The organism is Micromonospora sp. NPDC093277 (assembly GCF_044765245.1).
Lineage (GTDB): Bacteria > Actinomycetota > Actinomycetes > Mycobacteriales > Micromonosporaceae > Micromonospora.
On the sequence record NZ_JBIWJO010000005.1, the window covers coordinates 310,079 to 333,141 of the forward strand.

Genomic DNA, 23,063 nt, shown 5'->3' on the forward strand with positions numbered 1-23,063 from the left:
TACTCCTACTCCTACCGGTTCCACCCGCCTGGTTCCCCGATGTATGAGCGTTGCATCGGCCTGGCCTGGTGCTCACAGTGTCGGACCTACTCGGGATCGATGGTCCACGTACCCCCCGACCGAGAGCTTCCAGACCCGCTCGTTGGCTTGCCGGACGTGGAACGAGGCCGAGTGCTCCGCAGCGAGATCCGGCTGCTGGACCACCTTGATCGGCTGGTGCATCGCGGTATCTGGCCGCCTCGCGCCGTTACCGAACAGCGCCGATGAATCCCCTCGTTCGGCCTCAGGACGTGGGTGACCCTGTCTGCTCCTGCTCGCCCTGTCACGATCGGCGCTTAGCCGGACATGGGGGAATGTGAGCTCCGGAACTGACCACGAGGAACGCTTCCGACGCGTCTACGCCAGCAACTTCCAGCCGCTGCTGGCGTACGCCCTGCGGCGCGCCGAACAGCCCGAGGACGCGGCCGACGTCGTCGCCGAAACCTTCCTTGTCGCATGGCGCCGCGGCCACGAGATGCCGGCCGACGCCGAGGTCAGACTGTGGCTGTACGGCGTCGCTCGACGGGTGCTCGCCAACCACCGCCGCACCGGTCTGCGCCGCGAGCGGCTGGGTGAGCGGCTCAGGCAGCGAATGAGGGGGATCGTCGTCGCTGATCCCGGCAGCGTGGTGCCCGAACGACTCGCCGTCCAGGCCGCGCTGGCCCGTCTGGGCGAGGTGGACCGGGAGGTGCTGACGCTCACCGTCTGGGAGGGCCTGGAGCCGCGCGAGGTGGCTGCCGTCCTCCGGTTGAGCCCGGCCGTGGTGCGAACCCGCCTGTCGCGCGCGCGGGCCAGACTGCGCGACCTCATCGGTGACGACCTCGCCCCGCCCGGACATGTACTCGATGTCCTGACCGCACCCGCCTCCAAGGAGGGCCGATGACCGACAAGCACCTCGACCAGATGGTCCGGGACGCCGACCCCTACCGGCCCGATGTCATCGGACACCTCGACGGGGCGCAGCAGGCCCTCCTGGACGAGATCATGTCCGTGCCGCCCCTTCATCGCCTCCTCGAACCACCGCAGCCGCGCCCCCCGGCGACCCGCAGCATGGTCCGCCGCACCGCCGTGGCACTGGCCGCAGCCGCGGTTCTCGCCGGCGTTCTCGCCGTGCCCGCCGTGCTCCCCGAACACCAGGACGACGGCCCGGCCGCCCCCGCGGGCGCCCCCGTCGTGTACTCGGCCGCAGCGCTCAAGGCCGCCGAGGAGAACCCGCGACTGCTGATCAACCGGCCCGGCTGGAAGGTGACAACCGTTTACGGGTTCGCCAAGCAGGACGGCACCATCAGGTTCCGTAACGGCAGGCACGAAATGGAGATGAACTGGGCCCCAGCCGGCCCGTACGACGACATCTACGACAGCTTCTACGCCGACCGGCTCAGGGTCGGCAAGCCGGAACCGGTGACGGTCGACAGCTGGCCGGGCGACCTCTTCGTCTATAACCTCGGCGACTTCGAGGTCCTGCTTCGCCCCCGCGACGGTGTCTTCGTCCGGCTCCGGACCGGGAGCAACTGGACCCGGAAAAGGCTCGACCAGGTGCTCGCCGACGTGGTGCGCGTCGACGCACGCACCTGGCTGGCCGCGCTTCCGCCGGAGGTCGTCACGCCGGACCGGGTGGCCGCGGAGGCGGCCAGGGTGCTCGCCGACGTGCCGCTGCCGCCGAAGTTCGACACCGCGGCCCTCGGTGACATCGGCGCGAACGACCCCTACCATTTCGGCACAGAGGTGACCAGCCGCGTCGGCTGCGCGTGGATCGCGGAATGGTTACGCGCGAAGCGGACCGGTGACGACGCCGCACTCCAGCGGGCCACCGACGCGTTGCGCAGCAGCCACCAGTGGAAGGTGTTGCACCAGATGGACAAGAAGGGTGACTGGCCGGAGGTGTTCTGGGAGATCGCCGACGGATTCGTCGCCGGAAACCCGAAGGCCACGTACGCCCAGGGGATGGGCTGCGCCTAGCCTACGGCCTGGTTTCCGTGCGCCGCTCGACTCGCGCATAGCTCAGGCGTCCTTGTCACGCCCACCGACGCAGTCGTGCCTCCAGAACGTCTCCGAATAGACGAACGTGCCGGTCATCCAGGGCTCGTATGCCGACAGCTCGATTACCTGGAAGGCCCAGTCAGCAATACGCAGGGATGGCTTACGGAAGCCGTGTTCTACCGCAGGGCTGAAGCCGACACGGGAGTAGTACCGGGGGTCGCCCTCTAGGAACACCAGCGGCACGCCGCGTTTATCCAGTTCCTGGAGACCATGGCGGATGAGCGCGGAGCCGATGCCGCGGCGCTGCCACTCTGGGGCGACGGCCAGCGGGCTCAGTGACGCAACGCCAACGGTTCGCCGTGGGGCGTCCAGCAGACCTCGGCTGAACATAACGTGCCCCACGACCTCGTCCGCCTCCTCCGACACGAAGGACAGAGCAGTGGGATCGTCGCGGCGCAGGTCGTCCACCAGCTCCGCCACGACCTCACCGTGGTCGCCGCCGAAGGCACGCCGGTGGAGGGAGCCGATCGCTTCACGGTCGCGAATGTGATCTTCCCGAAGAACCATGGTCGGACCGTAGGGGCCACCGCCCATGGGCGACAAACGAATAACTGCACGGACGGGCCAACGGGCAGGGCACGTGCCGGCCCGCAGGACAGCCACTCGTACCGCCAAAACCACCCGTTGACGTTGGCGCCTGTCTCGCTGGCGAGCGTCCACTCGTCAAAGATCACCCACGACTGACTAGCTCTGGCGGCCCTGCACACCGCCGGCATGCCACTGACCGGCGGCTGGCCGCCGCGATTCGGATGCGGGTTGGGCGGATCTGGCCCGCATCATCGGCAAAAACAGCGCTGGCGGGGCGGGCGGATCACTGCGGCACCTCGGTGGTATCCGTCAACCAGAATGTGTAGTGCCTGCCGCACTATCGGCCCCGCCCTGCCCCTCCCGGTGCGCGTCTTCTGCTGCGGTGAGTGGGCATACAGCGGAACGGGATGCCAACGCGACGGTCGACCTCGCTGTCTGGGTCGAGCAGCACCATGCCCAGGCGGCCGTAGGTGAGCAGGAGGGCCACCTCCCGTTGCCGGGAGGTGGCCCTTGACCTGGTGGGCGTTAGAGCGAGCGGACCCGTACGTCGCGGAACTCGATCAGGTCGTTCGTGCCGTGGTTCTGCAGCCCGACGAACCCGCTGAGGAACTGCCGCAGGTCGGTCGGCGGGTCACCGGCCCGGGACGACGCCTTGCCGGGTGTGTTGTCGAACTCGTTGATCACCACGCCGTTGCGGATGATCGTGTAGTGCTGTCCGACCACCCGGACCTCGTAGTCGTTCCACTGGCCCTTCGGGGTCACCCCGGCCTGGTCGAGCCCCTGCGGATCGAAGTTGTAGATCGACCCGGTCTTCTGCGGCTCACCGGTGGGCCCGTCGTAGATCTGGATCTCGTGGCCGCAGTAGATCGCCACCCAGGCCTGGGAGGTCCGGGCCGAGCCAACCGTGCCGCAGCTGTCGGCCGGCCGCTGGTCCAGCGGGATTCGCGGGTCCGGGAACCGGGTGAAGACGCCGCTGTTGGCGTACGTGCCGTCGGCGGAGACGTCCCGGAACTTCAGCCGCAGCGAGAAGTCGGCGAACTCGTCCTTGGCGTACCAGAGCATGCCGAGCCCGCCGGAGCTGCGGATGGTCCCGTCGGGCCGCAGGGTGAACGATCCGCTGGGTGCCTGCCGCCAGTCGGCGAGCGACGCCGCCGTGCCGTCGAACAGTGACCGGTAGCCGGCGACCTTGCCGATCGGCGACTGGGCGGCGGAGCTGTTCAGCTTCGCCGCCTCCTTGTTGTCCAGCACACCGGCACCGCGCAGCTCGTTGACCACGCCGGCGACGTGGCTGACGAACTGGCCGTGGTTCGACCAGTTCCGCTCGTCGTCGATCAGGTCGTTGACGGTGCAGCCGCCGCCGGCCTCGCGGTTGGTCACGCCGGTGTCGGTGTCCAGCATCCGTACGGTCGCGCGGACGTCCGGCGCGGCGCAACCGGTGGTTACGGTGATCGTCGCGGTCGACGTCTGACCGTCGGCGTAGATCACCTTCAGGGTCGCCTGGTAGGTGCCGTAGCCCGGGTAGGTGTGGGTCGGGTTGGCCTCCCGCGACGGCGCGCTGCCGTCACCGAAGTTCCACTCCCACGCCACCCCGCCGGACCGGGCCGACGAGAACGCGACGGTCCTCGGCTGGCTCGGCGTGACGGTCCGCCAGGCGGCGTCGCTCGCCCGCGGGGTCGCCTCGCCGCCGGTGTACGCGATCCGGATCAGCTTCTGGTTCGCGTGCAGGCTGAAGAAGCCGCCGGCGTAGTCGAGCATGTAGAGCGCGCCGTCCGGACCGAACTTGGCGTCCATCCAGGACTGGAGCTGGTTGCCGCCGGTGCCGGAGCGGATGATCTGGCGCAGGTCCTCGGCGAAGGCCGGCGGGCCCTGCTCGGCGACCTTCGCCGGGTCGACGCTGACCGCGATCCGGTTGTTGGCGTTGGACTCGTCGCCGATGAACCACTTGTTGTCCCAGTACGCCGGCCAGGCCACGCCGCTGCTCGTGTCGACCTTCGACCGCTGGTAGGTCGGCCCGTCCATGATGGCCTGGCCGCCGCCCTTGAGGTACGGCTGGGTGAAGGTCTCCTCACCCGGCACGTACGAGGGCAGCCCGCTGCCGTCGTTCCGCATCGGATAGACCGGTCCACCGCCCTGCGGCGAGTACCAGATCATGTTGTCCCGGGCGGGCGGAAGGTTCACGAGGCCGGTGTTACGCGGCGAGGTGTTCTTCAGGTTGTCGCAGTCGTACCAGCCGGTGAGCACGTTCGCGTCGGTGCTGCTGCGGTCCCGGTAGGGCTGCCGGTCGCCCATGCAGTACGGCCAGCCCTGGTTGCCCGCCGAGGTGATGATCGTGGCGGTCTCGTACTTCGCCGGGCCGAGGTCCGGGCTGGGCCCGCCCGCGTCCGGGCCGACCCAGGCGGCGGTCAGCCAGTGGTTGACCGGATCCCAGGCGATCCGGGCGATGTTCCGCACGCCCATCACGTAGATCTCCGGGCGGGCCTTGCCCCCGCCCTCCTCCTGGCCGGTGAAGAGGTTCCCGGCCGGGATGGTGTACGTCCCGTCGGGCTCCGGGTGGATCCGCAGGATCTTGCCGTTGAGGTCGTTGGTGTTGCCAGCGGTACGCCGGGCGTCCTGGAACGACGTGCCCTTCCACTCCTGCGTCCAGTTGTTGCCCGAGTAGCCGTCCGAGCCACCGGAGGAGTTGCTGTCCCCGGAGCCGATGTAGAGGTTGCCGCTCTCGTCGAACGTCATCCCGCCACCGGCGTGGCAGCAGCTGTGGATCTGGGTGTCCCAGTGCAGCAGGTCCTTGCGGGTGCCCTGGTCGATTGCCTGCTTCGCCGGATCGTAGGTGAACCGGGAGACGGTTCGCTGGCCGATCCGCCGGTCCCGGTCGATGGACTCGTGCGGCATCCAGTAGGCGTACACCCAGCCGTTCTCGGCGAACTTCGGGTCGAGGGTGATGCCGACCAGGCCCTCCTCGTTCTTCACCAGCTCGCTGCCGCTGCCCCGGTTACCCATCACGTCAAGCGTGGTGAGCAGCTTGACCTGCTTGGTCTTCGGGTCCCAGCGGTGGATGGTGCCGCACCCCAGGCCGACCTTCGGGTCGTTCCAGTCCACGATCGGGCCGCTGGGGCAGGCCGCCTTGCCGATGTAGAACACCCCGCCGTCGGGGGCGACGGTGAGGCCGTGCGGCTCGCCGATCTGGTCGAGCTGGCCCGACTGGTTGGTGGTGGTGAGCCGGTCGATGCGGTAGTTCGACGCGATGGTGGCCTGGCAGTCGCCGCGGACCATCCCGGCCGTCCACCTGATCGCCCCGGCGAGGTGGCCCTGGAACTGCTTGTCGCCGGTCCAGCTCGCCTCGGTCCGGCCCATGCCGGTGTAGAAGGAGCGACCGCCGTCGTAGTCCTGGCACCAGGAGATCGGGTGGAAGGCGCCGTTGCCGCTCAGGCCCGAGTTGTACGTGTGCTCCTCGACCTGGGCGATCGTGTGGACCTTGCCGATCGGGCTGGGGTCCCAGTTGATCCACTGGTCGGAGCGGGTCCAGGTCAACGACAGGTCCTTGTTGGCCGGGTGCTGCCGGTCGGTGACGTCGACGGTCGCCCGCTGGACGGTGCTGTCCGGCGCGGGCCCGGCGTCCGGCCCGATCAGCCACAGTTCGGCGAGCTGGACCAGCGGTTCCCCGCCGTTGGCGGTGACGTTCAGCCGGTAGTGCTGGTAGGCCGTGGTGTTGGTGAAGCTGTACTGCTTGGTCTGGAACCGCTGCGGGAAGGTCTCGTTGCTACGGGTGTCCAGGTCGGTCCAGGTGGTGCCGTCCTGGGAGCCCTGCAGGGTCCAGTTCTTCGGGTCCCGGCCGGGGAAGTCGTTGGCCGAGGTGAGCGCGTACCGGCTCACCGCGACCGGCTTCGCCAGCTTGGCCGCGAGCCACCCGGTCGGCGAGAAGGCGAGCCACTTGGTGCCAGTCGAGCCGTCGATCGCCTTCGCCGCGGTCTCGTTCGGCGGGTTCTCCGCGCTGGCCGTGGCGGAGACGGGCTTCTCGGCGTTCGGGAGGCTGGTCGCCGGACGGGCGCCGATCAGGCCGGTGAACCACGACGACTCCGGCTGGGCGCGCGCCGCGTCGTGGACGCCGACGAAGCCGCCGCCGCCCTTCACGTACGCCTGGAAGGCCGCCTCCTGGGCATCGTCGAGGGTGACACCGTTGGCGGAGAGGAACACCACCGCGCGGTACCGGGCCAGGTTACCGACGGTGAACACGGCCGGGTCGGCCGAGTCGTCCACGGTGAAGCCCTGCTGCTCGCCCAGTTCACGGATGCTGGCGGTGGCCTTGGCGACCGGGTCGTCCTGCTGGTCGACCGGCCCGTGGAAGACCAGCACCTTGACCGCGGCGGCGGCCTCGGCGGCGGCCGCCGGGGTGACGGCCTGGGCGGGCAGGGCCAGCATGCCGAGCGCCAGGGCGGCGCTGAAGGCCAGGGCGCCGACGCGTCGGGGCCGGCCGACGTGACGCGGCACGGTCGGGGTGGGCGGTCGGGATGTGTTGGGTCCCGTCGAGCCGGCGCGAAGGCGTCCGACTCTTCGGGAGAACCGGAAATGGCGTCTGTCTGCCATCTCGACTCCTCCTGGGTTGAGGGTTCTTCCGGGCGTCCCCTCGCCGGTGAGAGTGAGGCGCTCACCGGAGCGGGGCGTTTGCGGCCGCCGGCGCCACCCGGGTCGGGTGGCCGGTGCGGCGGTGGGTTGGTGGGTCAGCTGTGCTGGTGCTGCCCGTCGGTGGCGGGCGCCGCGGCACCACCGGCGGTGGCGGGTGGGGCGGCGGCCGGGTGCTGGTGGCCCATTCCGGGCGGCATGTTCCCGTTCTCGTCGAGGACGTGCAGCATCGTCGACATGCCGGCGTCGGAGTGGAACTGCATGTGGCAGTGCAACATCCAGTGCCCGGGTCCGACCGCGTCGCCGGCCACCACCTGGACGCCGAAGGAGTCACCCGGGCCGAGCGTCTTGTTGTCGATGACCGGTACGGAGTCGGCGAACGGCTGCCCGTTGGGCACCACCCCGGTACGGGTGTCCGCCCACGAGTGCCCGTGCAGGTGGAAGGTGTGCATGTCGTTGCCGATCCCGACCACGACGAACTCGACCCGCTCCCCCTTGCGGGCGACCAGGCAGGTGGGGCCGGGCTGCGGGTTCGCCTCGGTGCAGGTGTCGGTGGCTTCGCCGCGACGCAGGTTGATGCTCTGCCGGTCACCGAAGACCACGGTGTAGGTGCGGTCCGGTTTCGGGTCGCCGGGGCGGCGGACGACCAGGCCGCCGAAGAGGCCGGCGGACAGGCCCTGGGTGCCGTGCGGACCGCCGACCACATGGTCGTGGTACCACCAGTAGCCGGCCGTGCCCTGCGACCCGGTCTTGTTGTTGCGGGGCTGGGCGTACCAGGTGTAGGTCCGCGACTCGCCTGGCGGGACGTACGAACCGTTCTGCACGGTGCCGTCGGAGAGCTGGGTGTACTTCACCCCGTGCACGTGCAGCGAGACACCCAGTGGGTGCGCCGGATCGGTTCGCAGCGCCGCCAGGGTCTCGGCGGACACCTGGTTGTGCAGGGTGATGGCGAGGCACTCCCCCTCCATCATCTCCATCAACGGGCCCGGGTAGGAGGCCGTCTGGGGGGTGAGGCCGTAGCCGATCCGGATCTGGGTGCCGTCCCTGGGCAGTTCCACCGCGTACAACTGGATGTTGCGGTCGGGCTTGCCGCAGCCGTCGGGCTTCTCGGCGAACATCCCGGTCCCGGCGGCGGCCAGCCCACCGGCGCCGACGAGGGTGAGCAGCGCGACCGCCGCCACGACCAGCATCCGCCGGGCGCCGGTTCGCGGGCGTTCGGGCCGGGCCGCTTCGGCGGGCCGCGGCGCGGCGTCGGACGCCGGCCGGGGATCGGGGGCCGTGCCCTCCACCAACCGCCAGGCGCTCATCGGACACCTCTCAGCTCAGCCATACGCTGGTAGCTGCGCTCGGCGGCACCCAGCGAACCGGGCGGGTTCGGCTGCGCGCCCGGTGCCGAGTCCTGCTCCCAGAGGAACTCGAAACGGCCCCGCCCCTTCAGCTCGCCGAAGAACTCGGTGAACGGGATGACCCCGGCCCCGAACTCCACGTCCAGGTAGGAGTTGCCCTGCTGCGGGTCGGGCAGCGGCACGCCGTCCTTGACGTGGAACAGCGGGTAGCGGTGCGGGTGGGCGTTGACGTAGTCGACCGGGCGGAAGCCCGGGTACTTCCGTGCCCCGCCGTACGCCCACAGGATGTCCATCTCCAGGAACACGTACCGGGGGTCGGTCAGCTCCAGGAAGAGGTCGTACAGCCGCAGGTCGGGCCGGTCCGTCGCGAAGCTGAACTCGATGGTGTGGTTGTGCTGGTAGAGCTTGAGGCCGCGGGCCGTCGCGGCCTCGCCCCAGGCGTTGAACTCGGCGGCGGCGGCCTGGTATCCGGCGATGGTCCGGTTGCCGGTGGGCGCCTCGGCGGTGCCGATCGCCGGCATGCCGAGGGTCTCGGCGACGTCGAGCTCCCACTCCAGATTTGTGCGGAAGTCGTTCAGCCCTCGGTGGCTGCCGGCCGCCTTCAGCCCGTTGTCGTCGAGCAGCCGGCGGATCTGCTCCGGGGTGATGGCGCCCACCGAGCCCTGGGCGTAGCCGGCGAACTCCACCTCCCGATAGCCGATGCGGGACAGTTCCTCGAAGACGGCGGCGAACCCGATCTCGGCGATCTTGTCGCGGACGCTGTAGAGCTGGATGCCCAGGTGTCCACGAGGGATGAGGTTGCCCTGGCCGCCCTGGTCGGCCCCGGCCGGCATGGTGCCGGCGAGGCTGGCCGCGCTGACCGCGACCGTGGAGCCGGCGAGGCCGCGCAGCAGCGTCCGCCGGTCGATCCTGTTCCTTGCCATGGTGGTTCCTTTCGCTCGTTCAGCAGCAGGTGTTCGAGCCGCCGCCCGGCGCCCCGTCGGGGCAGCACGGGGTCAGCGGGGCGATCCGGACGTCGCGGAAGCTGATGACGTCCTCGGTGCCGTGGTTCTGCAGGCCGATGTATCCGGTGGCGTGCTGCCGGCCGGCGCCGCCGGGGTCGTCCGCGCGGGGTGGGCTGAAGACGGCGTCGGGACGGTTGACGTACTCGTTGATCAGCTTTCCGTTGCGGAACACGGAGTAGTGCTGACCGACGACCCGGATCTCGTAGTCGTTCCAGGTGCCCTTCGGGGTGACGCCCGCGCCGGCCAGGCCGACCTGGTCGAACCCGTACACCGAGCCGCTCTTGTACTGGTCGCCGTCGGGCCGGTCGAGGATCTGGATCTCGTGGCCGTACTTGATGGCGACCCACTCGGGGCGGGGCTCCGCCGGATGCTTGCGCACGTCGGGGAAGCGGACGAAGACGCCGCTGTTGGCCCGGCCGTCGCCCGGCGCGTCGTCGCGCCACTGCAGCTTCAGGGAGAAGTCACCGTACGCGGTGACCGGGTACCAGAGCATGCCGAGCCCGGACAGCGGCTTGCTGGTGACGGACCCGTCGGCGTTACGGGTGAAGCCGCCCGCGCCGACCTGCTGCCACCGGTTGAAGGACGCGGGTGTGTTGTCGAGGATCGCCTGGTAGCCGTTCTTCGTGTCCGGCTTGCCGACGCCGGAGCGGGCGGCGGCGCTGACCAGCTTGCCGTGCTCCTGGTGGCTGATGACGCCCAGGTGGTGCAGGTGCCCGGCGACGGCGGTGACGTACGAGACGAACTGGCCGTGGTTGGGCCAGGTGCCCTCGTCCTCGATGACGTTGTTGATGGTGCAGTCGCCCTCGACGACCCGGTTGGGTACCCCGCTGTCCACGGTGCCGAGCCAGACGGTGGGCCGGGTGTCCTTGACACAGTCCGGTTGCGGCCCGCTGCCGACCACGGTGAAGGCGACCGAGGCGGTGCCGGAAATGTTGCCGGCCTTGTCGGTGGCCCGGTAACTCACCGTGTGCTGGCCCGGCCGGTCGACGGTGACCGGGGCGGTGTAGCCGGCGTAGGGCTGCCCGTCGAGGGAGTACTCGACCCGATCCACGCCCGACTCGCTGTCGGCGGCGGTGAGGATGACGGTGGCGCTGCCCACGTACGCCCCGTTGTCGTCGAGCTGCCCGGTCACCGAAGCGGTGACCGTCGGCGGCGTGGTGTCCGGCACCGGCGGGTCGACCACCGTGAACGACACCTGCTGCGGCGACGACGTGTTACCCGCCTTGTCGGTGGCCCGGTAGCTGACCGTGTGCGGGCCGACCTGGTTGACGGTGACCGGGGCGGTGTAGCCGGCGTAGGGCAGCCCGTCGAGGGAGTACTCGATCCGGTCGACGCCCGACTCGGTGTCGGTCGCGGAGACGGTGACGGTTGCCCCGCCCACGTACGCCCCGTCCGCGTCCCGCTGCCCGGTCACCGAGGCGGCGACGGTCGGCGGGGTGGTGTCCGGCACCGGCGGGTCGACCACCGTGAACGACACCTGCTGCGGCGACGACGTGTTATCCGCCTTGTCCGTGGCCCGGTACGCCACGGTGTGCTGCCCCCGCTGGGTCACCGTCACCGGTGCCGAGTACCGGGTGTAGGCGCCGCCGTCCAGCGCGTACTCGATCCGGTCGACACCCGACTCGGTGTCGACCGCGGAAACGGTGACCGTCGCACCACCCACGTACGCCCCGTCCGCGTCCCGCTGCCCGGTCACCGAAGCGGTGACCGTCGGCGGCGTGGTGTCCGGCGCCGGCGGGTCGACCACCGTGAACGACACCTGCTGCGGCGACGACGTGTTGCCCGCCTTGTCCGTGGCCCGATACGTCACCGTGTGCTGCCCCGGCTGGGTCACCGTGACCGGGGTCGTGTAGCCGGCGTAGGGCTGCCCGTCGAGGGAGTACTCGACCCGGTCCACCCCCGAGTCGGCGTCCGAGGCGCTCAGCGTCACGGTGGCGCCGCCCACGTACGCGCCGTCCGCGTCCCTGTCACCGGTCACCGTGGCGGTCACGGTCGGCGGCGTGGTGTCCGGCACCGGCGGATCCACCACCGTGAACGACACCTGCTGCGGCGACGACGTGTTACCCGCCTTGTCCGTGGCCCGATACGTCACCGTGTGCTGCCCCCGCTGGGTCACCGTGACCGGCGCGGTGTAGGTGCCGTACCCGCCGCCGTCCAGCGCGTACTCGACGCGGTCGACACCCGAGTCGCTGTCGGAGGCGGTCAGGGTGACCGTCGCGCTGCCCACGTACGCGCCGTCCGCGTTCTTGTCACCGGTCACCGAAGCGGTCACGGTCGGCGGCGTGGTGTCCGAACTGCCGCCGCTGACGACCAACAGGCCGGTCATCCCGCCGTGGCCGGGGATCGCGCAGAAGTACCGGTAGGTGCCCGGAGTGAGCACCACGTCGACCGTCCAGCGACCCCCGTTGCGGTCCGTCGGATCGGCCAGGATGTTCACGTCGACGTCGCTGTTGTACCTCGGATCCGACGTCTCGAACGTCAGGGTGTGCTGCATCCCGGTGGTGTTGCCGGTGGCGGCACTGTTCTCGAAAACCAGGGTGGCCGGTCCGGCGACCGCGGTGGTGGGCGCCGACCGGTAGGCGAGGAAGTTGTCCCCCGCCGTCCAGGTCAGCACCTGGGCCTGGAGGGGCGCCGGCGCAGCGGCCGGCGCGGAGCGTTCCGGGCCGGCCGGCCGCGCGTTCGCCGGCGCGGCGGAGAGGCCGGTGGCCAGCAACGCCAGCGTGGCGAGGGCGGCCATCGTTCTCCGGAGCCGGCTCGCGCCGAGCCGGCTCCGCGGTGGATGTGGGTTCATCAGATTCCTCTTTCACGATCCGGAGAGCAGCGGGCGGAGCGTGCCTGGGTGCGGTCGGTCCGACGGAGCCGTTCTGGCTGGTCATGGGCCTACGACCCCTCCCTGGGCCGCACGGGATCACCGGCCGTGGCCGGCGCCACGGTCGTCCGAAGTGGTGGATTGGTGCCCCGACATCGACGGCGGGCCGAGATCCGCCGCTCGACGGGCACGGCGGTGCAGCAGAGCTGATGGATTCGTCGGGTACGGACATCGGTCGACCGGTGGCGCGTGCCGCGCCCGATCGCTGTGTTGCGTTGACCCGGGGTAGGCCATCCCTGGCCGGTCGTGGTCCCGAACGTGTTGCGCCGCCCGAGGTACCACAGTCGAGAGCTACCGTGCCGGTAGTTCCTCTCGACGAAACATATTGATAGGGCTTGACCCTACTAACTTCCCGTCATCCTGTCCACACCTTTCGTCTTCCACGTGATTACTTTTCCTCACAACCGACGAAAGTGGTCGCCAGACTCCTGGCGGGACCCCCGGTCGAACGGAGATGCGCACCGACCGACATGGACGACCGTCGGCCACCCGTTCGGCCGGGCGGACGGCCCGGACGGCTCACGCCTGATCCACATCTTGACCGAGGGGCGAACACGCACCATCAGCGGATAGCGGCATTGGTCGCGTATCGGGCGGCTCGCGGTCCACTGAGGAGAACATCAGCCCTGATCAGTGGCTATCGAAGATCATGGCTTTGTTGGATCGGGGGCGCCGGGCGGTGATCGACAAGGGTTCGTCGCACCGCTCGCCCATTGCTCACCGACCGGGGCCGTGTGATTGTGCTCCAGCGAGTCCGCCAACCCCCGGCGGCTCGGACGGTCGATCTGTCGAACCGGGGCCACGCCGGCAGCTCCGGAGACCGACCGTCACCTCGCCTCTTTACCCCACGTCACGCGCCCCCGACCGGGCTCCGCGTGCCCAGGAACAGGAGCACACCCCGTGAAGCTCTCACCCCGCCTCGCCGCGCTCTCGGGCGCGGTCGCGGCCGGCCTGATCGCCGCCGGCACCGCCGCGGCCGTGCAGGCCGCGCCCCCCAGCTCCACCCCTGACCCCGCCCAGGCCCGCGCGCTCGCCGCCAACTCGGCCAGCGCGTTGGTCGCCGGCCGGCCCGCCTACCTGCACGCCAGCGCCGACGAGGCGTTCGTGCAGCAGCAGGTCATTTCCTCCGAGGGCACCCAGTACGTGCCCTACGAGCGCACCTACAAGGGCCTGCCGGTCGTCGGCGGCGACTTCGTCCTGGCCACCGACACGGCCGGCAACCTGAAGTACGCCTCCGTCGCCCAGCAGCGGAGCATCGGCAGCCTCGCCATCACGCCGAAGGTGACCTCGGCCGCCGCCGCGAAGACCGCGCGCGGCCAGCTCAAGACGGTCAGCACCGTCGAAGGCACCGCCCTGGTCGTCTACACGCTCGGCGCCCAGCCGGCCCTGGCCTGGGAGACCACGGTCCGCGGCACCGACGCCGAGGGCCCCAGCCGGCTCACCGTCGACGTCGACGCGCTGACCGGCGCCGTCCTGCGTACGCAGGAGCACATCGTGCACGGCACCGGCACCGGCGCGTGGAATGGCCCGAGCCCGCTCACCCTCAACACCACGCTCTCGGGCAGCACCTACTCCATGAAGGACCCGAGCGTCACCAACCTGAGCTGCCAGGACGCCGCCAACAACACGACGTTCAGCAAGTCGACGGACGTCTGGGGCAACGGCACCGCCACCAACAAGGAGACCGGCTGCGTCGACGCGCTGTTCGCCGCGCAGACCGAGCACAAGATGCTCTCGCAGTGGCTCGGCCGCAACGGCGCCAACGGCAGCGGCGGCGCGTGGCCGATCCGGGTGGGCCTGAACGACCAGAACGCCTACTACGACGGCACCCAGGTCCAGATCGGCAAGAACACCGCAGGGCAGTGGATCGGCTCGCTCGACGTGGTGGCCCACGAGATCGGCCACGGCATCGACGACAAGACCCCCGGCGGCATCTCCGGCAGCGGCACCCAGGAGTTCGTCGCCGACACCTTCGGCGCCGCGACCGAGTGGTTCGCCAACGAGCCGTCCGCGTACGACGCGCCGGACTTCCTGGTCGGCGAGAAGATCAACCTGGTCGGCAGCGGCCCGATCCGCAACATGTACAACCCGTCGGCGCTGGGCGACCCGAACTGCTACTCCAGCAGCATCCCCAGCACCGAGGTGCACGCCGCGGCCGGCCCCGGCAACCACTGGTTCTACCTGCTGGCCATGGGCAGCAACCCGACCAACGGCCAGCCGACCAGCACCACCTGCAACGGCAGCAGCGTGACCGGCCTGGGCATCCAGACGGCCATCAAGATCATGTACAACGCGATGCTGCTGAAGACCACGTCCTCGTCGTACCTGAAGTACCGCACCTGGACGCTGCAGGCGGCGAAGAATCTCTACCCGAGCAGCTGCACCGAGTTCAACACCGTCAAGGCCGCCTGGGACGCCGTCAGCGTGCCGGCGCAGTCCGGTGACCCGACCTGCACCAGCGGCTCGCCGACCCCGACCCCGACCGCCACGACAACCCCGCCCTCGGGCTGCTCCGGCCAGAAGCTGGCCAACCCGGGCTTCGAGTCCGGCAATGTGAGCTGGACCACCACCTCCGGCGTCATCACCAACTCGACCGGCCAGGCGGCGCACAGCGGCTCGTACAAGGCGTGGCTGGACGGCTATGGCACCACCCACACCGACACCCTGTCGCAGTCGGTGACGATCCCGTCCGGCTGCCGGGCGACCCTCACCTTCTGGCTGCACATCGACACCTCGGAGTCGGGCTCCACGGCCTACGACAAGCTGACCGTGAAGGCGGGCAGCACCACCCTGGCCACCTACTCCAACGCCAACGCGGCCTCCGGCTACGTCCAGAAGTCCTTCGACATCTCGTCGCTGGCCGGCACCACCGCCACCATCTCGTTCACCGGCGCGGAGGACAGCATTCTGCAGACCTCCTTCGTCATCGACGACACGGCGGTCAACCTCTCCTGATCACGAACGAAGCGGCCGGTCGTCGTCCTCCCGACGGCCGGCCGCTTCGTCGCGTCAGCGGCTGCCTCGTCCGTCTGAAGGGCGCCGCGCGCGTCGCCGGCCGCCGGCGACGACGCTCGCCTCAGCCGTCCGCCCGGGCGCCCGCGTCGCCGCCGCGGTTGAGCCGGGCCACCACGTCCTCCATCGCCTGGCTGAACAGCTCCATCTGCCGTACCGACTGCCCCTGGAGCCCGCCGAGCCGCGCGGCCAGGGCGTCGACGTCGGCCCGCGCCGAGGCGCTGACCTGGGCGTCGAGGTCGGCGAGGGCAGCGTTCACGGCTTCCACCACGTGCCCGCAGACCGCCTCGACGCCCGCCTCGGCCAGCTGCGGATCGACAGTGACGGACTCGAGCCGGCCACCCTGGACAGCCACGGCACGGACCCGGCCGTCGGCTGCGGAGCCCTCGGCGCGGAGCAACCGCGCCGGGTCGCCGTCGGGGTGCTCGACGGCCCGCGACCGCATCGAGGACAGCGCCTGCTGGGTCTGGGTGAGCAGTTCGTCGAGGCTCGCGGCCGCGGAGAACGGTTCGTTGGTCATAGCCGCGCTTTCTTCACGTCTTTCCGGAGCATCGTGACCTTAGCAACCACGCCCGACGGCGACGATGCGCGCACCGTGTCAGAAGGTCCGCCGGTACGGCGAGCAGCCCCGACCCACCTTCGGCAGCACCGGACGGCCGCCGTACGACGAACGCCCGGCCAGGAATCCCGGCCAGGCGTTCGTCGTACGTGGGCCTCCGGCGACGTCAGCGCAGGTCGAGCCGCTGGCCCGGGAAGATCAGACCCGGGTTGTCGCCGACCACGCGCTCGTTGCGCTCGTAGAGCGCCGGCCAGCCACCGGAGAGGTGGTGGGCCTCGGCGATCTCGGACAGCGTGTCACCGGGCTTGACCACGTAGTCGCCGGCGCTACCGCTGCTCGGCGTGGCGGAGCGGGGGCTGCGGGTGGTGGAGCTGTGGTTCCCCGACGACCGGTCCCTGGTGGCCTTCCTGGACGACTTTTTCGACCCGTTGCCCGAGCTGGACGAGTAGTGCTTGGTCGATCCGCTCTTCTTGCCACAGACCGGCCAGGCGCCGATGCCCTGACCGTCGAGCACCTTCTCGGCGATGGCGATCTGCTCACCGCGGCTGGCCAGGTCGGCGCGGCTGGCGTACCGCTGGCCGCCGTAGCCGTTCCAGGTACCCTTCGAGAACTGCAGGCCGCCGTAGTAGCCATTGCCGGTGTTGATGCGCCAGTTGCCGCCGGACTCGCACTGCGCGATGGCGTCCCAGTTCACGCTGGACGCACTGGCCGGCGCGATCGGCCCGAGGATGGTGGCCGCGCCCGTGGCGGCACCGGCGACGAGCGCTCCGACGGCGACCCGACGCTGGGTGACGCGTCGGCGACGTGCGACGTATTCAGTTGCCATGTGGGTTTCCTCCACGCCGACGAGGTGAGCTGTCGGGTTCGGGCCGAGGAGCCCGGCCGCCGGACGGCGGCTTCACCCCGAGGTGTCGAGCACCGAGGAACATGTGGGTCCCCCGCTCCCGCCTGAGGTCCAGGTACCGCGGGCCGGCGGCGGGATTAGGCGTTGCCGGCCCGGGGTGTCCGCGATCGCGAACACAAACGACGTTAGGGACGATTTCGGATGATCGACCACTTCTTGTGAAGTTCTTCACCCGGCCGAGCGAACGCGCCCCCGGACGAGTTGCGCACCGTCCGAAGGTGCCTTACAAGCCGCGCCCGGTCGGAGACGACGAAGCCGGAGAGGCCGCGTTCTCCCTTGAGGACTACCGTGGCGAGGTCCGGCACGATCGCCGGGCTGGACCAGCAGGCGGGGGCGATGACCGACCACGGACACGAGCTGATCTTCGGGGGCTTCCTCACCCCCACGGCGGGCCAGCCGGAGCAGGTGGTGGCACTGGCCAAACTCTGCGAGCAGGCCGGCCTCGACCTGGTCACCTTCCAGGACCATCCGTACCAGCCGGGCTTCCTGGACACCTGGACGCTGATGTCGTTCGTGGCCGCGGCGACCAGTCGGATCCGGCTGGCCGGCAACGTGCTGAACCTGCCCCTGCGCCAGCCGGTGGTGCTGGCACGAAGCGTGGCCAGCCTGGACCTGCTCACCGGCGGCCGGGTCGAGCTGGGCCTCGGGGCCGGCGCGTTCTGGGAGGCGATCGAGGCGGTCGGCGGGCGCCGGCTGACCCCCGGGCAGGCGGTGGACGCCCTCGACGAGGCGATCCAGGTGATCCGCGAGGTCTGGGACGCCGAGCAGCGCGGCATGGTCCGGGTCGAGGGCGAGCACTACCGGGTGGTCGGGGCGAAGCGGGGGCCGGCGCCGGCGCACCCGGTGGAGATCTGGGTGGGCGCGTACAAGCCGCGGATGTTGCGGCTGGTCGGGCGCGCGGCGGACGGCTGGTTGCCGTCGCTGGCGTACCTGTCGAAGGGGCCGGCCGAGCTGACGGGGATGAACGCCCTGGTCGACGAGGGCGCCGAGGCGGCCGGCCGCGACCCCCGCACGGTGCGGCGGCTGCTCAACGTCTCCGGCCGGTTCACCCGCTCCTCCACCGGTTTCCTGGCCGGACCCCCCGAGCAGTGGGTGGAGGAACTCGCCGGGCTCACGCTGGACCACGGCATCTCCACGTTCATCCTCGGCGCCGACGACCCCACCGCGATCCAGCTCTTCGCGCAGGAGGTGGCGCCCGCGGTGCGCGAGCTGGTCGCCGCCGAGCGCGCCGAGCCCGGCAGCCGCGCCGAGGCCACCGAGGAGCAGCGCGAGGCGGTCGCAGCCGGCCGCGCCACCGCGCTCGCCGTCACCCCCACCCCCGATTCCGGGGTACGGCTGACCGACCACCAGCTCTGGGACGAGTCCACCCGTCCGGCCACCCCTCCGGCCCCGGCCGGGCACGTCTACACCCCGCAGGCCCAGGCCGTCGGAGCACACCTGGTGGACGTGCACGACCACCTGCGGCAGGAGCTGGCACAGGTGCGCGACCTGCTCGAACAGGTCAAGCGCGGGGTCGTCTCCGCCGGCGCCGCCCGCGCCGTGCTCAACCAGATGACCATGCGGCAGAACAACTGGACACTGGGCGCGTACTGCGCCGCCTACTGCACCGTGGTCACCCAGCACCACGGGCTGGAGGACAACTCGGTCTTCCCGCACCTGCGACGATCGGACCCGGGACTGGGCCCGGTACTCGACCGGCTGGAGGCGGAGCACGTCGTGATCCACGACGTGGTGGAGAGTGTGGACCGGGCTCTGGTCGACCTGATCCGCAACCCGGGCGACTTCACCGAGCTGCAGAAGGCGGTGGACGTCCTCACCGACACCCTGTTGTCGCACCTGTCCTACGAGGAACAAGAGATCGTGGAACCACTGGCCCGCCACGGCTTCTACGCCGGCCAGGTCTGACCCGGCGAGGGCCGCGCGACGGCGGCCGTCCGGCAGTGGTAGATCACCCATCTCACCGACCGAATTTCACATTCGCGCAGGTCAGATGGGTCGAGCTACGGTGGGCTGCAGAGGTGATGGCGATGGCTGTGATCTATGCCGACCTGTCGTATCACGACTGGGACCGCGTCAAGGGAACTTTCGACTGGGCGGCGGTTCTCCGGGCCACCTCCCCTGTCCTGTGCCTGCGAGCCACCTACGGCGACCCGCAGGGGTTCAACCCGTCCAGCCCGCACGTCAGCGAGATGGCGCAGGGCGCGAGCCGCGCCGGCTTCGACGTGATCGGCGGCTACCACAACCTGATCAAGGGCGATCAGGCCAGCACCAACCGGCAGGTCGACTACCTGCGCCGCACCCTCGACGGGATCGGCGCGGTGTGGGCGATGCTCGACGTCGAGCGCTACCCGGAGTTGGTCGCCAACGGACTGTGGCCGCGCTTCGACGACGTACGCCGGTTCGTGGACCGCTGGCACACCGTCGACCAGCGGGTGCTGGCGATCTACCTGCCGAAATGGAACTGGGACGGCAACCTCGGCCGGCCCGACCTCCGGCCGCTCGACGCACCCCTGGTCGCCAGCGACTACGGCGGCAACCCCACCGGCACACCCGCCGCCGTCTACCCGCGGGGTGGTGGGGACGGCGGCCCCGGCTGGGCCGCGTACGGCGGGGTGACCCCGTCGATCTGGCAGTTCGGGTCCAACGTCGCCTGCCCGGGCGCGTCCGGACAGACCGACTGCAACGCATACCGTGGCACGCTCGCCCAACTGCGAGCACTGTTGACGAAGGACGACACCATGACCCCCGCCGAATTCTCCGCGATCCTGTCCGACCCGACCGTCGCCGCCAAGATGCGCGCACTGCCCTGGCAGTACGTCGGTCGCGGCATCCCCACCGGCATGTCGACGCTGGGCGTGCTGAACGACCTCTACGAGACCACCCATGCCGTACCGACCGCCGCCGCGATCGCGACGGCGACCGTACAGGCACTCGGCGGGCAGTCCCCGGCCGACGCCGCCGCCGCGATCGTCGCCGCGATCGGCAAGGAAAAGGCCGCAGCCCTCGCGGCGGCCCTCACCACCGCCAGCCAGTAGGGGCGCGGAGGTGCCGTCCGCCGGCCACGGCGTGGCTGCCGCGGCCGGCGGAGGCGGCAGGCCCTACAGCGCCCGAGCGAGCCGGTCGGCGAGGATCCGGGTGAACCGGGACGGGTCGGCCAGTTCCCCGCCCTCGGCGAGCAGCGCCATGCCGTACAGCAGCTCGGCGGTCTCGGTCAGTGCGGTGGAGTCGCCGCCCTGCTCGTGCGCCTTGCGCAGCCCGGTGACCAGCGGGTGGGTCGGGTTGAGTTCGAGGATCCGCTTGACCTGCGGCACCTCCTGCCCCATCGCCCGGTACATCTTCTCCAGCGTCGGAGTCATGTCCTGCGCGTCGCCGACCACACACGCCGGCGAGGTGGTGAGCCGCGAGGAGAGCCTGACCTCCTTGACGCTGTCCGCGAGCGCGCCGGTCATCCAGGTGAGCAGGTCGGCGTACTCCTTGCGCTCGGACTCGGCCTTCTCCTTCTCCTCGTCGGTCTCCAGGTCGACCTGGCCCTTGGCCACCGACCGGAGCGTCTTCCCGTCGTACTGGCCGACCCGCTCGACCCAGACCTCGTCGACCGGGTCGGTGAGGATCAGCACCTCGTAACCCTTGGCCCGGAACGCCTCCAGATGCGGGGAGTTCTCGATGGTGGCCCGGTTCTCGCCGGTGGCGTAGTAGATCTCCGACTGGCCGTCCTTCATCCGCTCGACATAGTCGCGCAGCGTGGTCAGCTCGGCCGGATCGTGGGTGGCGGCGGCCCGGACCAGGTCCAGCAGAGACTCGGTGTTGTCCGGGTCCTCGAGCAGCCCCTCCTTGACCACGGCGCCGAACTCCGCCCAGAAGGTGTGGTAGGACTCGGCCGACATCTCCTTGAGGGTCGCGAGGACCTTCTTGACCAGGCGGCGGCGGACCGCGCGGATCTGCCGGTCCTGCTGCAGGATCTCCCGGGAGATGTTCAGCGACAGGTCGTGCGCGTCCACGACGCCCTTGACGAAGCGCAGGTAGTTGGGCATCAGCGCGTCGCAGTCGTCCATGATGAACACGCGCTTGACGTAGAGCTGCACGCCGCGGCGGCCCTGCGGAGAGAACAGGTCCAGCGGGGCGTGCGAGGGCAGGAAGAGCAGGGCCTCGTACTCGAAGGTGCCCTCGCCCCGCATGTGAATGGTCTCCAGCGGGTCGGCCCAGTCGTGCGCGACGTGCCGGTAGAACTCCTTGTACTCGGCCTCGTCGACCTCGTCGCGGGAGCGGGCCCAGAGCGCCTTCATCGAGTTGAGCGTCTGCTCCTCGTGGGTGGTGGCGCCGTCCTCGCCCGACCGTTCGACGGTCATCCGGATCGGCCACGCGATGAAGTCGGAGTAGCGCTTGACGATCTCCCGGATCGTCCACTCGGCGGTGTAGTCGTGCAGGTTGTCCTCGGCGTCGGCGGGCTTGAGGTGCAGGGTGACCGAGGTGCCCTGCGGGGCCTCGGCGATCTCCTCCACCACGTAGGTGCCCTCGCCGCTGGATTCCCAGCGGGTGCCGCCGCTCTGCCCGGCGCGCCGGGTCAGCAGGGTCACCTTGTCGGCCACCATGAAGGTGGCGTAGAAGCCGACGCCGAACTGGCCGATCAGCTCCTGGCTGGCGGCGGCGTCCTTCGACTCGCGCAGCTTGCTCAGTAGCTCGGCGGTACCGGACTTGGCGATCGTGCCGATCAGCCTGACCACCTCGTCGCGGGACATGCCCACGCCGTTGTCCCGCACGGTCAGTGTGCGGGCCTCCTTGTCGACCTCGATCTCGACGTGCAGGTCCTCCGTGTCGACCGTGAGGTCCTTGTCGACCAGCGACTCCAGCCGCAGCTTGTCCAGTGCGTCGGACGCGTTCGAGATCAGCTCGCGCAGGAAGACGTCCTTGTTCGAATAGATCGAGTGGACCATCAGCTGAAGCAGCTGACGAGCCTCGGCCTGGAACTCCAACGTCTCGACCCGGTCGCTCACACCGACTCCCTTCCACCTGGCGACGATTCCGCCGGAAAGGATACGAGGCGTGACGGCGGCGGCACCGCCGGGTCGTACGGGCGGGGGCACGAGCAGGTCCGACATCCTCGGCCTGCGCGACGACCCGAGCAACTTCCGCATTTTGCGGTGAATATTCCTTTCACGGGAATAGGCGGCCTTCGTCCATTAGCTTCAAGGGCACACACGGGCTCCCTGAGCACGGACAGAGGTGACTTGCAGTGTTCGACGGGTTCGAGGAGTTCGACCTGACGACGTCGGGTACGACAATTCACGGCCGCCGCGGCGGCAGCGGTCCTCCCGTCCTCCTCCTGCACGGGATCCCCGAGACGCACCTCATGTGGCACCGGGTGGCGCCGCAGCTCGCCGAGCACTACACCGTCGTCGCCACCGACCTACGGGGCTACGGCGACAGCGGCAAGCCGCCCAGCACCCCGGACCACGAGCCCTACAGCATGCGCGCGACTGCTCGCGACCAGATTGAAGTGATGCGGAGTCTCGGCTACCACCGGTTCAGACTCGTCGGACACGATCGTGGCGCACGATGTGCGTACCGGCTCGCGTTGGACGCTCCGGACGCGGTCGCCCGGCTGGCCGTGATGGATGTCGTGCCCACCGGTGACGCCTACCGGCGGGCGGAGATGAAGTTCAGCCTCGGATACTGGGTCTGGTCCTTCCTGGCGGCACCGGAGCCGGTGCCCGAGCACTTCATCGGCGCGGCGCCCGACGTCCTGGTCAACTTCATGCTCGACAGTTGGCCGGAGGTGAAAGACGCCTTCCCGGCCGAGATCCGGGCGGAGTACGTACGGAAGTTCACCGATCCCGCCACCGTGCACGCCATCTGTGAGGAGTACCGGGCCGCCGCGACCCTGGACTACCAGCAGGACGAGGCGGACCGGGGCAGCCGGAAGTTGGCCTGCCCGGTGCTCTTTCTCTGGAGCCAGCGGGGGTCGGTCGCCACGTTGTACGACGACCCGCTGGCCATCTGGAGAGAGTGGTCCGACGACGTTCGCGGCGAGCCCGTTCCCGTCGGGCACTTCATCCCGGAGGAGGCCCCCGAACAGACCGCCCGGCTGCTGCTGGACTTCCTGCGCTGACCGCGAAGGGCTGCGGTGGCGGCCGTTCACGGGCCGCAA

At 70.1% G+C, this 23,063-nt stretch carries 14 protein-coding genes and 1 riboswitch; of the genes, 6 read left to right on the plus strand and 8 right to left on the minus strand.

Going from position 1 to position 23,063, the window contains the following annotated elements; all coding sequences use genetic code 11:
• Nucleotides 1–355: 355 nt before the first annotated feature.
• Together ACIRG9_RS13855 and ACIRG9_RS13860 are read left to right on the plus strand one after the other, a co-directional pair.
• Nucleotides 356–922, plus strand: coding sequence for an RNA polymerase sigma factor (locus ACIRG9_RS13855; protein WP_402854772.1), 567 nt, complete (start codon nt 356–358; stop codon nt 920–922).
• Nucleotides 919–1,998 (plus strand): hypothetical protein, encoded by a 1,080-nt coding sequence (locus tag ACIRG9_RS13860; RefSeq protein ID WP_402854773.1) that lies wholly within the window; start codon nt 919–921, stop codon nt 1,996–1,998. Before ACIRG9_RS13855 ends, ACIRG9_RS13860 begins: the two co-directional genes overlap by 4 nt.
• A gap of 42 nt (nt 1,999–2,040) precedes the next feature.
• On the opposite strand, the gene ACIRG9_RS13865 is transcribed toward ACIRG9_RS13860, so the two are convergent.
• The 5 genes from ACIRG9_RS13865 to ACIRG9_RS13885 form a co-directional block, all read right to left on the minus strand.
• On the minus strand, nt 2,041–2,586 hold the full coding sequence (locus tag ACIRG9_RS13865) for a GNAT family N-acetyltransferase (protein ID WP_402854775.1): 546 nt from the start codon (nt 2,584–2,586) through the stop codon (nt 2,041–2,043).
• A 546-nt stretch (nt 2,587–3,132) separates the two neighbouring features.
• Complete coding sequence (locus ACIRG9_RS13870) at nt 3,133–7,188, minus strand: ThuA domain-containing protein (protein WP_402854777.1); 4,056 nt, start codon at nt 7,186–7,188, stop codon at nt 3,133–3,135.
• 134 nt (nt 7,189–7,322) lie between these two features.
• Entirely contained in the window at nt 7,323–8,531 is a 1,209-nt protein-coding gene (locus ACIRG9_RS13875; RefSeq protein ID WP_402854778.1) for a multicopper oxidase domain-containing protein, read from the minus strand.
• On the minus strand, nt 8,528–9,493 hold the full coding sequence (locus ACIRG9_RS13880) for a sugar phosphate isomerase/epimerase family protein (protein WP_402854779.1): 966 nt from the start codon (nt 9,491–9,493) through the stop codon (nt 8,528–8,530). The genes ACIRG9_RS13875 and ACIRG9_RS13880 overlap by 4 nt, the downstream gene beginning before the upstream one ends.
• 19 nt (nt 9,494–9,512) lie before the next feature.
• Complete coding sequence (locus tag ACIRG9_RS13885) at nt 9,513–12,365, minus strand: OmpL47-type beta-barrel domain-containing protein (protein ID WP_402854781.1); 2,853 nt, start codon at nt 12,363–12,365, stop codon at nt 9,513–9,515.
• A 978-nt stretch (nt 12,366–13,343) separates the two neighbouring features.
• Between ACIRG9_RS13885 and ACIRG9_RS13890 the strand changes: the two genes are divergently transcribed.
• Nucleotides 13,344–15,398: a M4 family metallopeptidase gene (locus ACIRG9_RS13890; RefSeq protein WP_402854783.1), complete on the plus strand. Its 2,055-nt coding sequence runs from the start codon at nt 13,344–13,346 to the stop codon at nt 15,396–15,398.
• Nucleotides 15,399–15,519: 121 nt separating this feature from the next.
• Here ACIRG9_RS13890 and ACIRG9_RS13895 read toward each other — a convergent pair whose 3' ends face one another.
• Entirely contained in the window at nt 15,520–15,975 is a 456-nt protein-coding gene (locus ACIRG9_RS13895) for a YbaB/EbfC family nucleoid-associated protein (RefSeq protein WP_402854785.1), read from the minus strand.
• A gap of 205 nt (nt 15,976–16,180) precedes the next feature.
• Nucleotides 16,181–16,840 (minus strand): transglycosylase family protein, encoded by a 660-nt coding sequence (locus ACIRG9_RS13900; RefSeq protein WP_402854786.1) that lies wholly within the window; start codon nt 16,838–16,840, stop codon nt 16,181–16,183.
• Nucleotides 16,840–17,012, minus strand: a riboswitch (cyclic di-AMP (ydaO/yuaA leader). (Overlaps the previous gene by 1 nt.)
• Before the next feature lie 194 nt (nt 17,013–17,206).
• Here ACIRG9_RS13900 and ACIRG9_RS13905 point away from each other — a divergent pair.
• Nucleotides 17,207–18,823 (plus strand): LLM class flavin-dependent oxidoreductase, encoded by a 1,617-nt coding sequence (locus ACIRG9_RS13905; protein ID WP_402854788.1) that lies wholly within the window; start codon nt 17,207–17,209, stop codon nt 18,821–18,823.
• 122 nt (nt 18,824–18,945) lie between these two features.
• Entirely contained in the window at nt 18,946–19,953 is a 1,008-nt protein-coding gene (locus ACIRG9_RS13910) for a hypothetical protein (protein ID WP_402854789.1), read from the plus strand.
• Nucleotides 19,954–20,016: 63 nt separating this feature from the next.
• Here ACIRG9_RS13910 and htpG read toward each other — a convergent pair whose 3' ends face one another.
• A complete protein-coding gene (gene htpG, locus ACIRG9_RS13915) occupies nt 20,017–21,909 on the minus strand; it encodes a molecular chaperone HtpG (protein ID WP_402854791.1) in 1,893 nt (630 codons plus the stop codon).
• Nucleotides 21,910–22,148: 239 nt separating this feature from the next.
• Here htpG and ACIRG9_RS13920 point away from each other — a divergent pair, with 239 nt between their 5' ends.
• Nucleotides 22,149–23,024: an alpha/beta fold hydrolase gene (locus ACIRG9_RS13920; RefSeq protein ID WP_402854793.1), complete on the plus strand. Its 876-nt coding sequence runs from the start codon at nt 22,149–22,151 to the stop codon at nt 23,022–23,024.
• The last annotated feature ends 39 nt before the right edge of the window (nt 23,025–23,063 follow it).

Coding starts and splice junctions, on each gene's coding strand:
- ACIRG9_RS13860 (WP_402854773.1), top strand. CDS start 919: ATGACCGACAAGCACCTCGACCAGATGGTCCGGGACGCCGACCCCTAC.
- ACIRG9_RS13865 (WP_402854775.1), bottom strand. CDS start 2,586: ATGGTTCTTCGGGAAGATCACATTCGCGACCGTGAAGCGATCGGCTCC.
- ACIRG9_RS13870 (WP_402854777.1), bottom strand. CDS start 7,188: ATGGCAGACAGACGCCATTTCCGGTTCTCCCGAAGAGTCGGACGCCTT.
- ACIRG9_RS13875 (WP_402854778.1), bottom strand. CDS start 8,531: ATGAGCGCCTGGCGGTTGGTGGAGGGCACGGCCCCCGATCCCCGGCCG.
- ACIRG9_RS13880 (WP_402854779.1), bottom strand. CDS start 9,493: ATGGCAAGGAACAGGATCGACCGGCGGACGCTGCTGCGCGGCCTCGCC.
- ACIRG9_RS13885 (WP_402854781.1), bottom strand. CDS start 12,365: ATGAACCCACATCCACCGCGGAGCCGGCTCGGCGCGAGCCGGCTCCGG.
- ACIRG9_RS13895 (WP_402854785.1), bottom strand. CDS start 15,975: ATGACCAACGAACCGTTCTCCGCGGCCGCGAGCCTCGACGAACTGCTC.
- ACIRG9_RS13900 (WP_402854786.1), bottom strand. CDS start 16,840: ATGGCAACTGAATACGTCGCACGTCGCCGACGCGTCACCCAGCGTCGG.
- ACIRG9_RS13910 (WP_402854789.1), top strand. CDS start 18,946: ATGGCTGTGATCTATGCCGACCTGTCGTATCACGACTGGGACCGCGTC.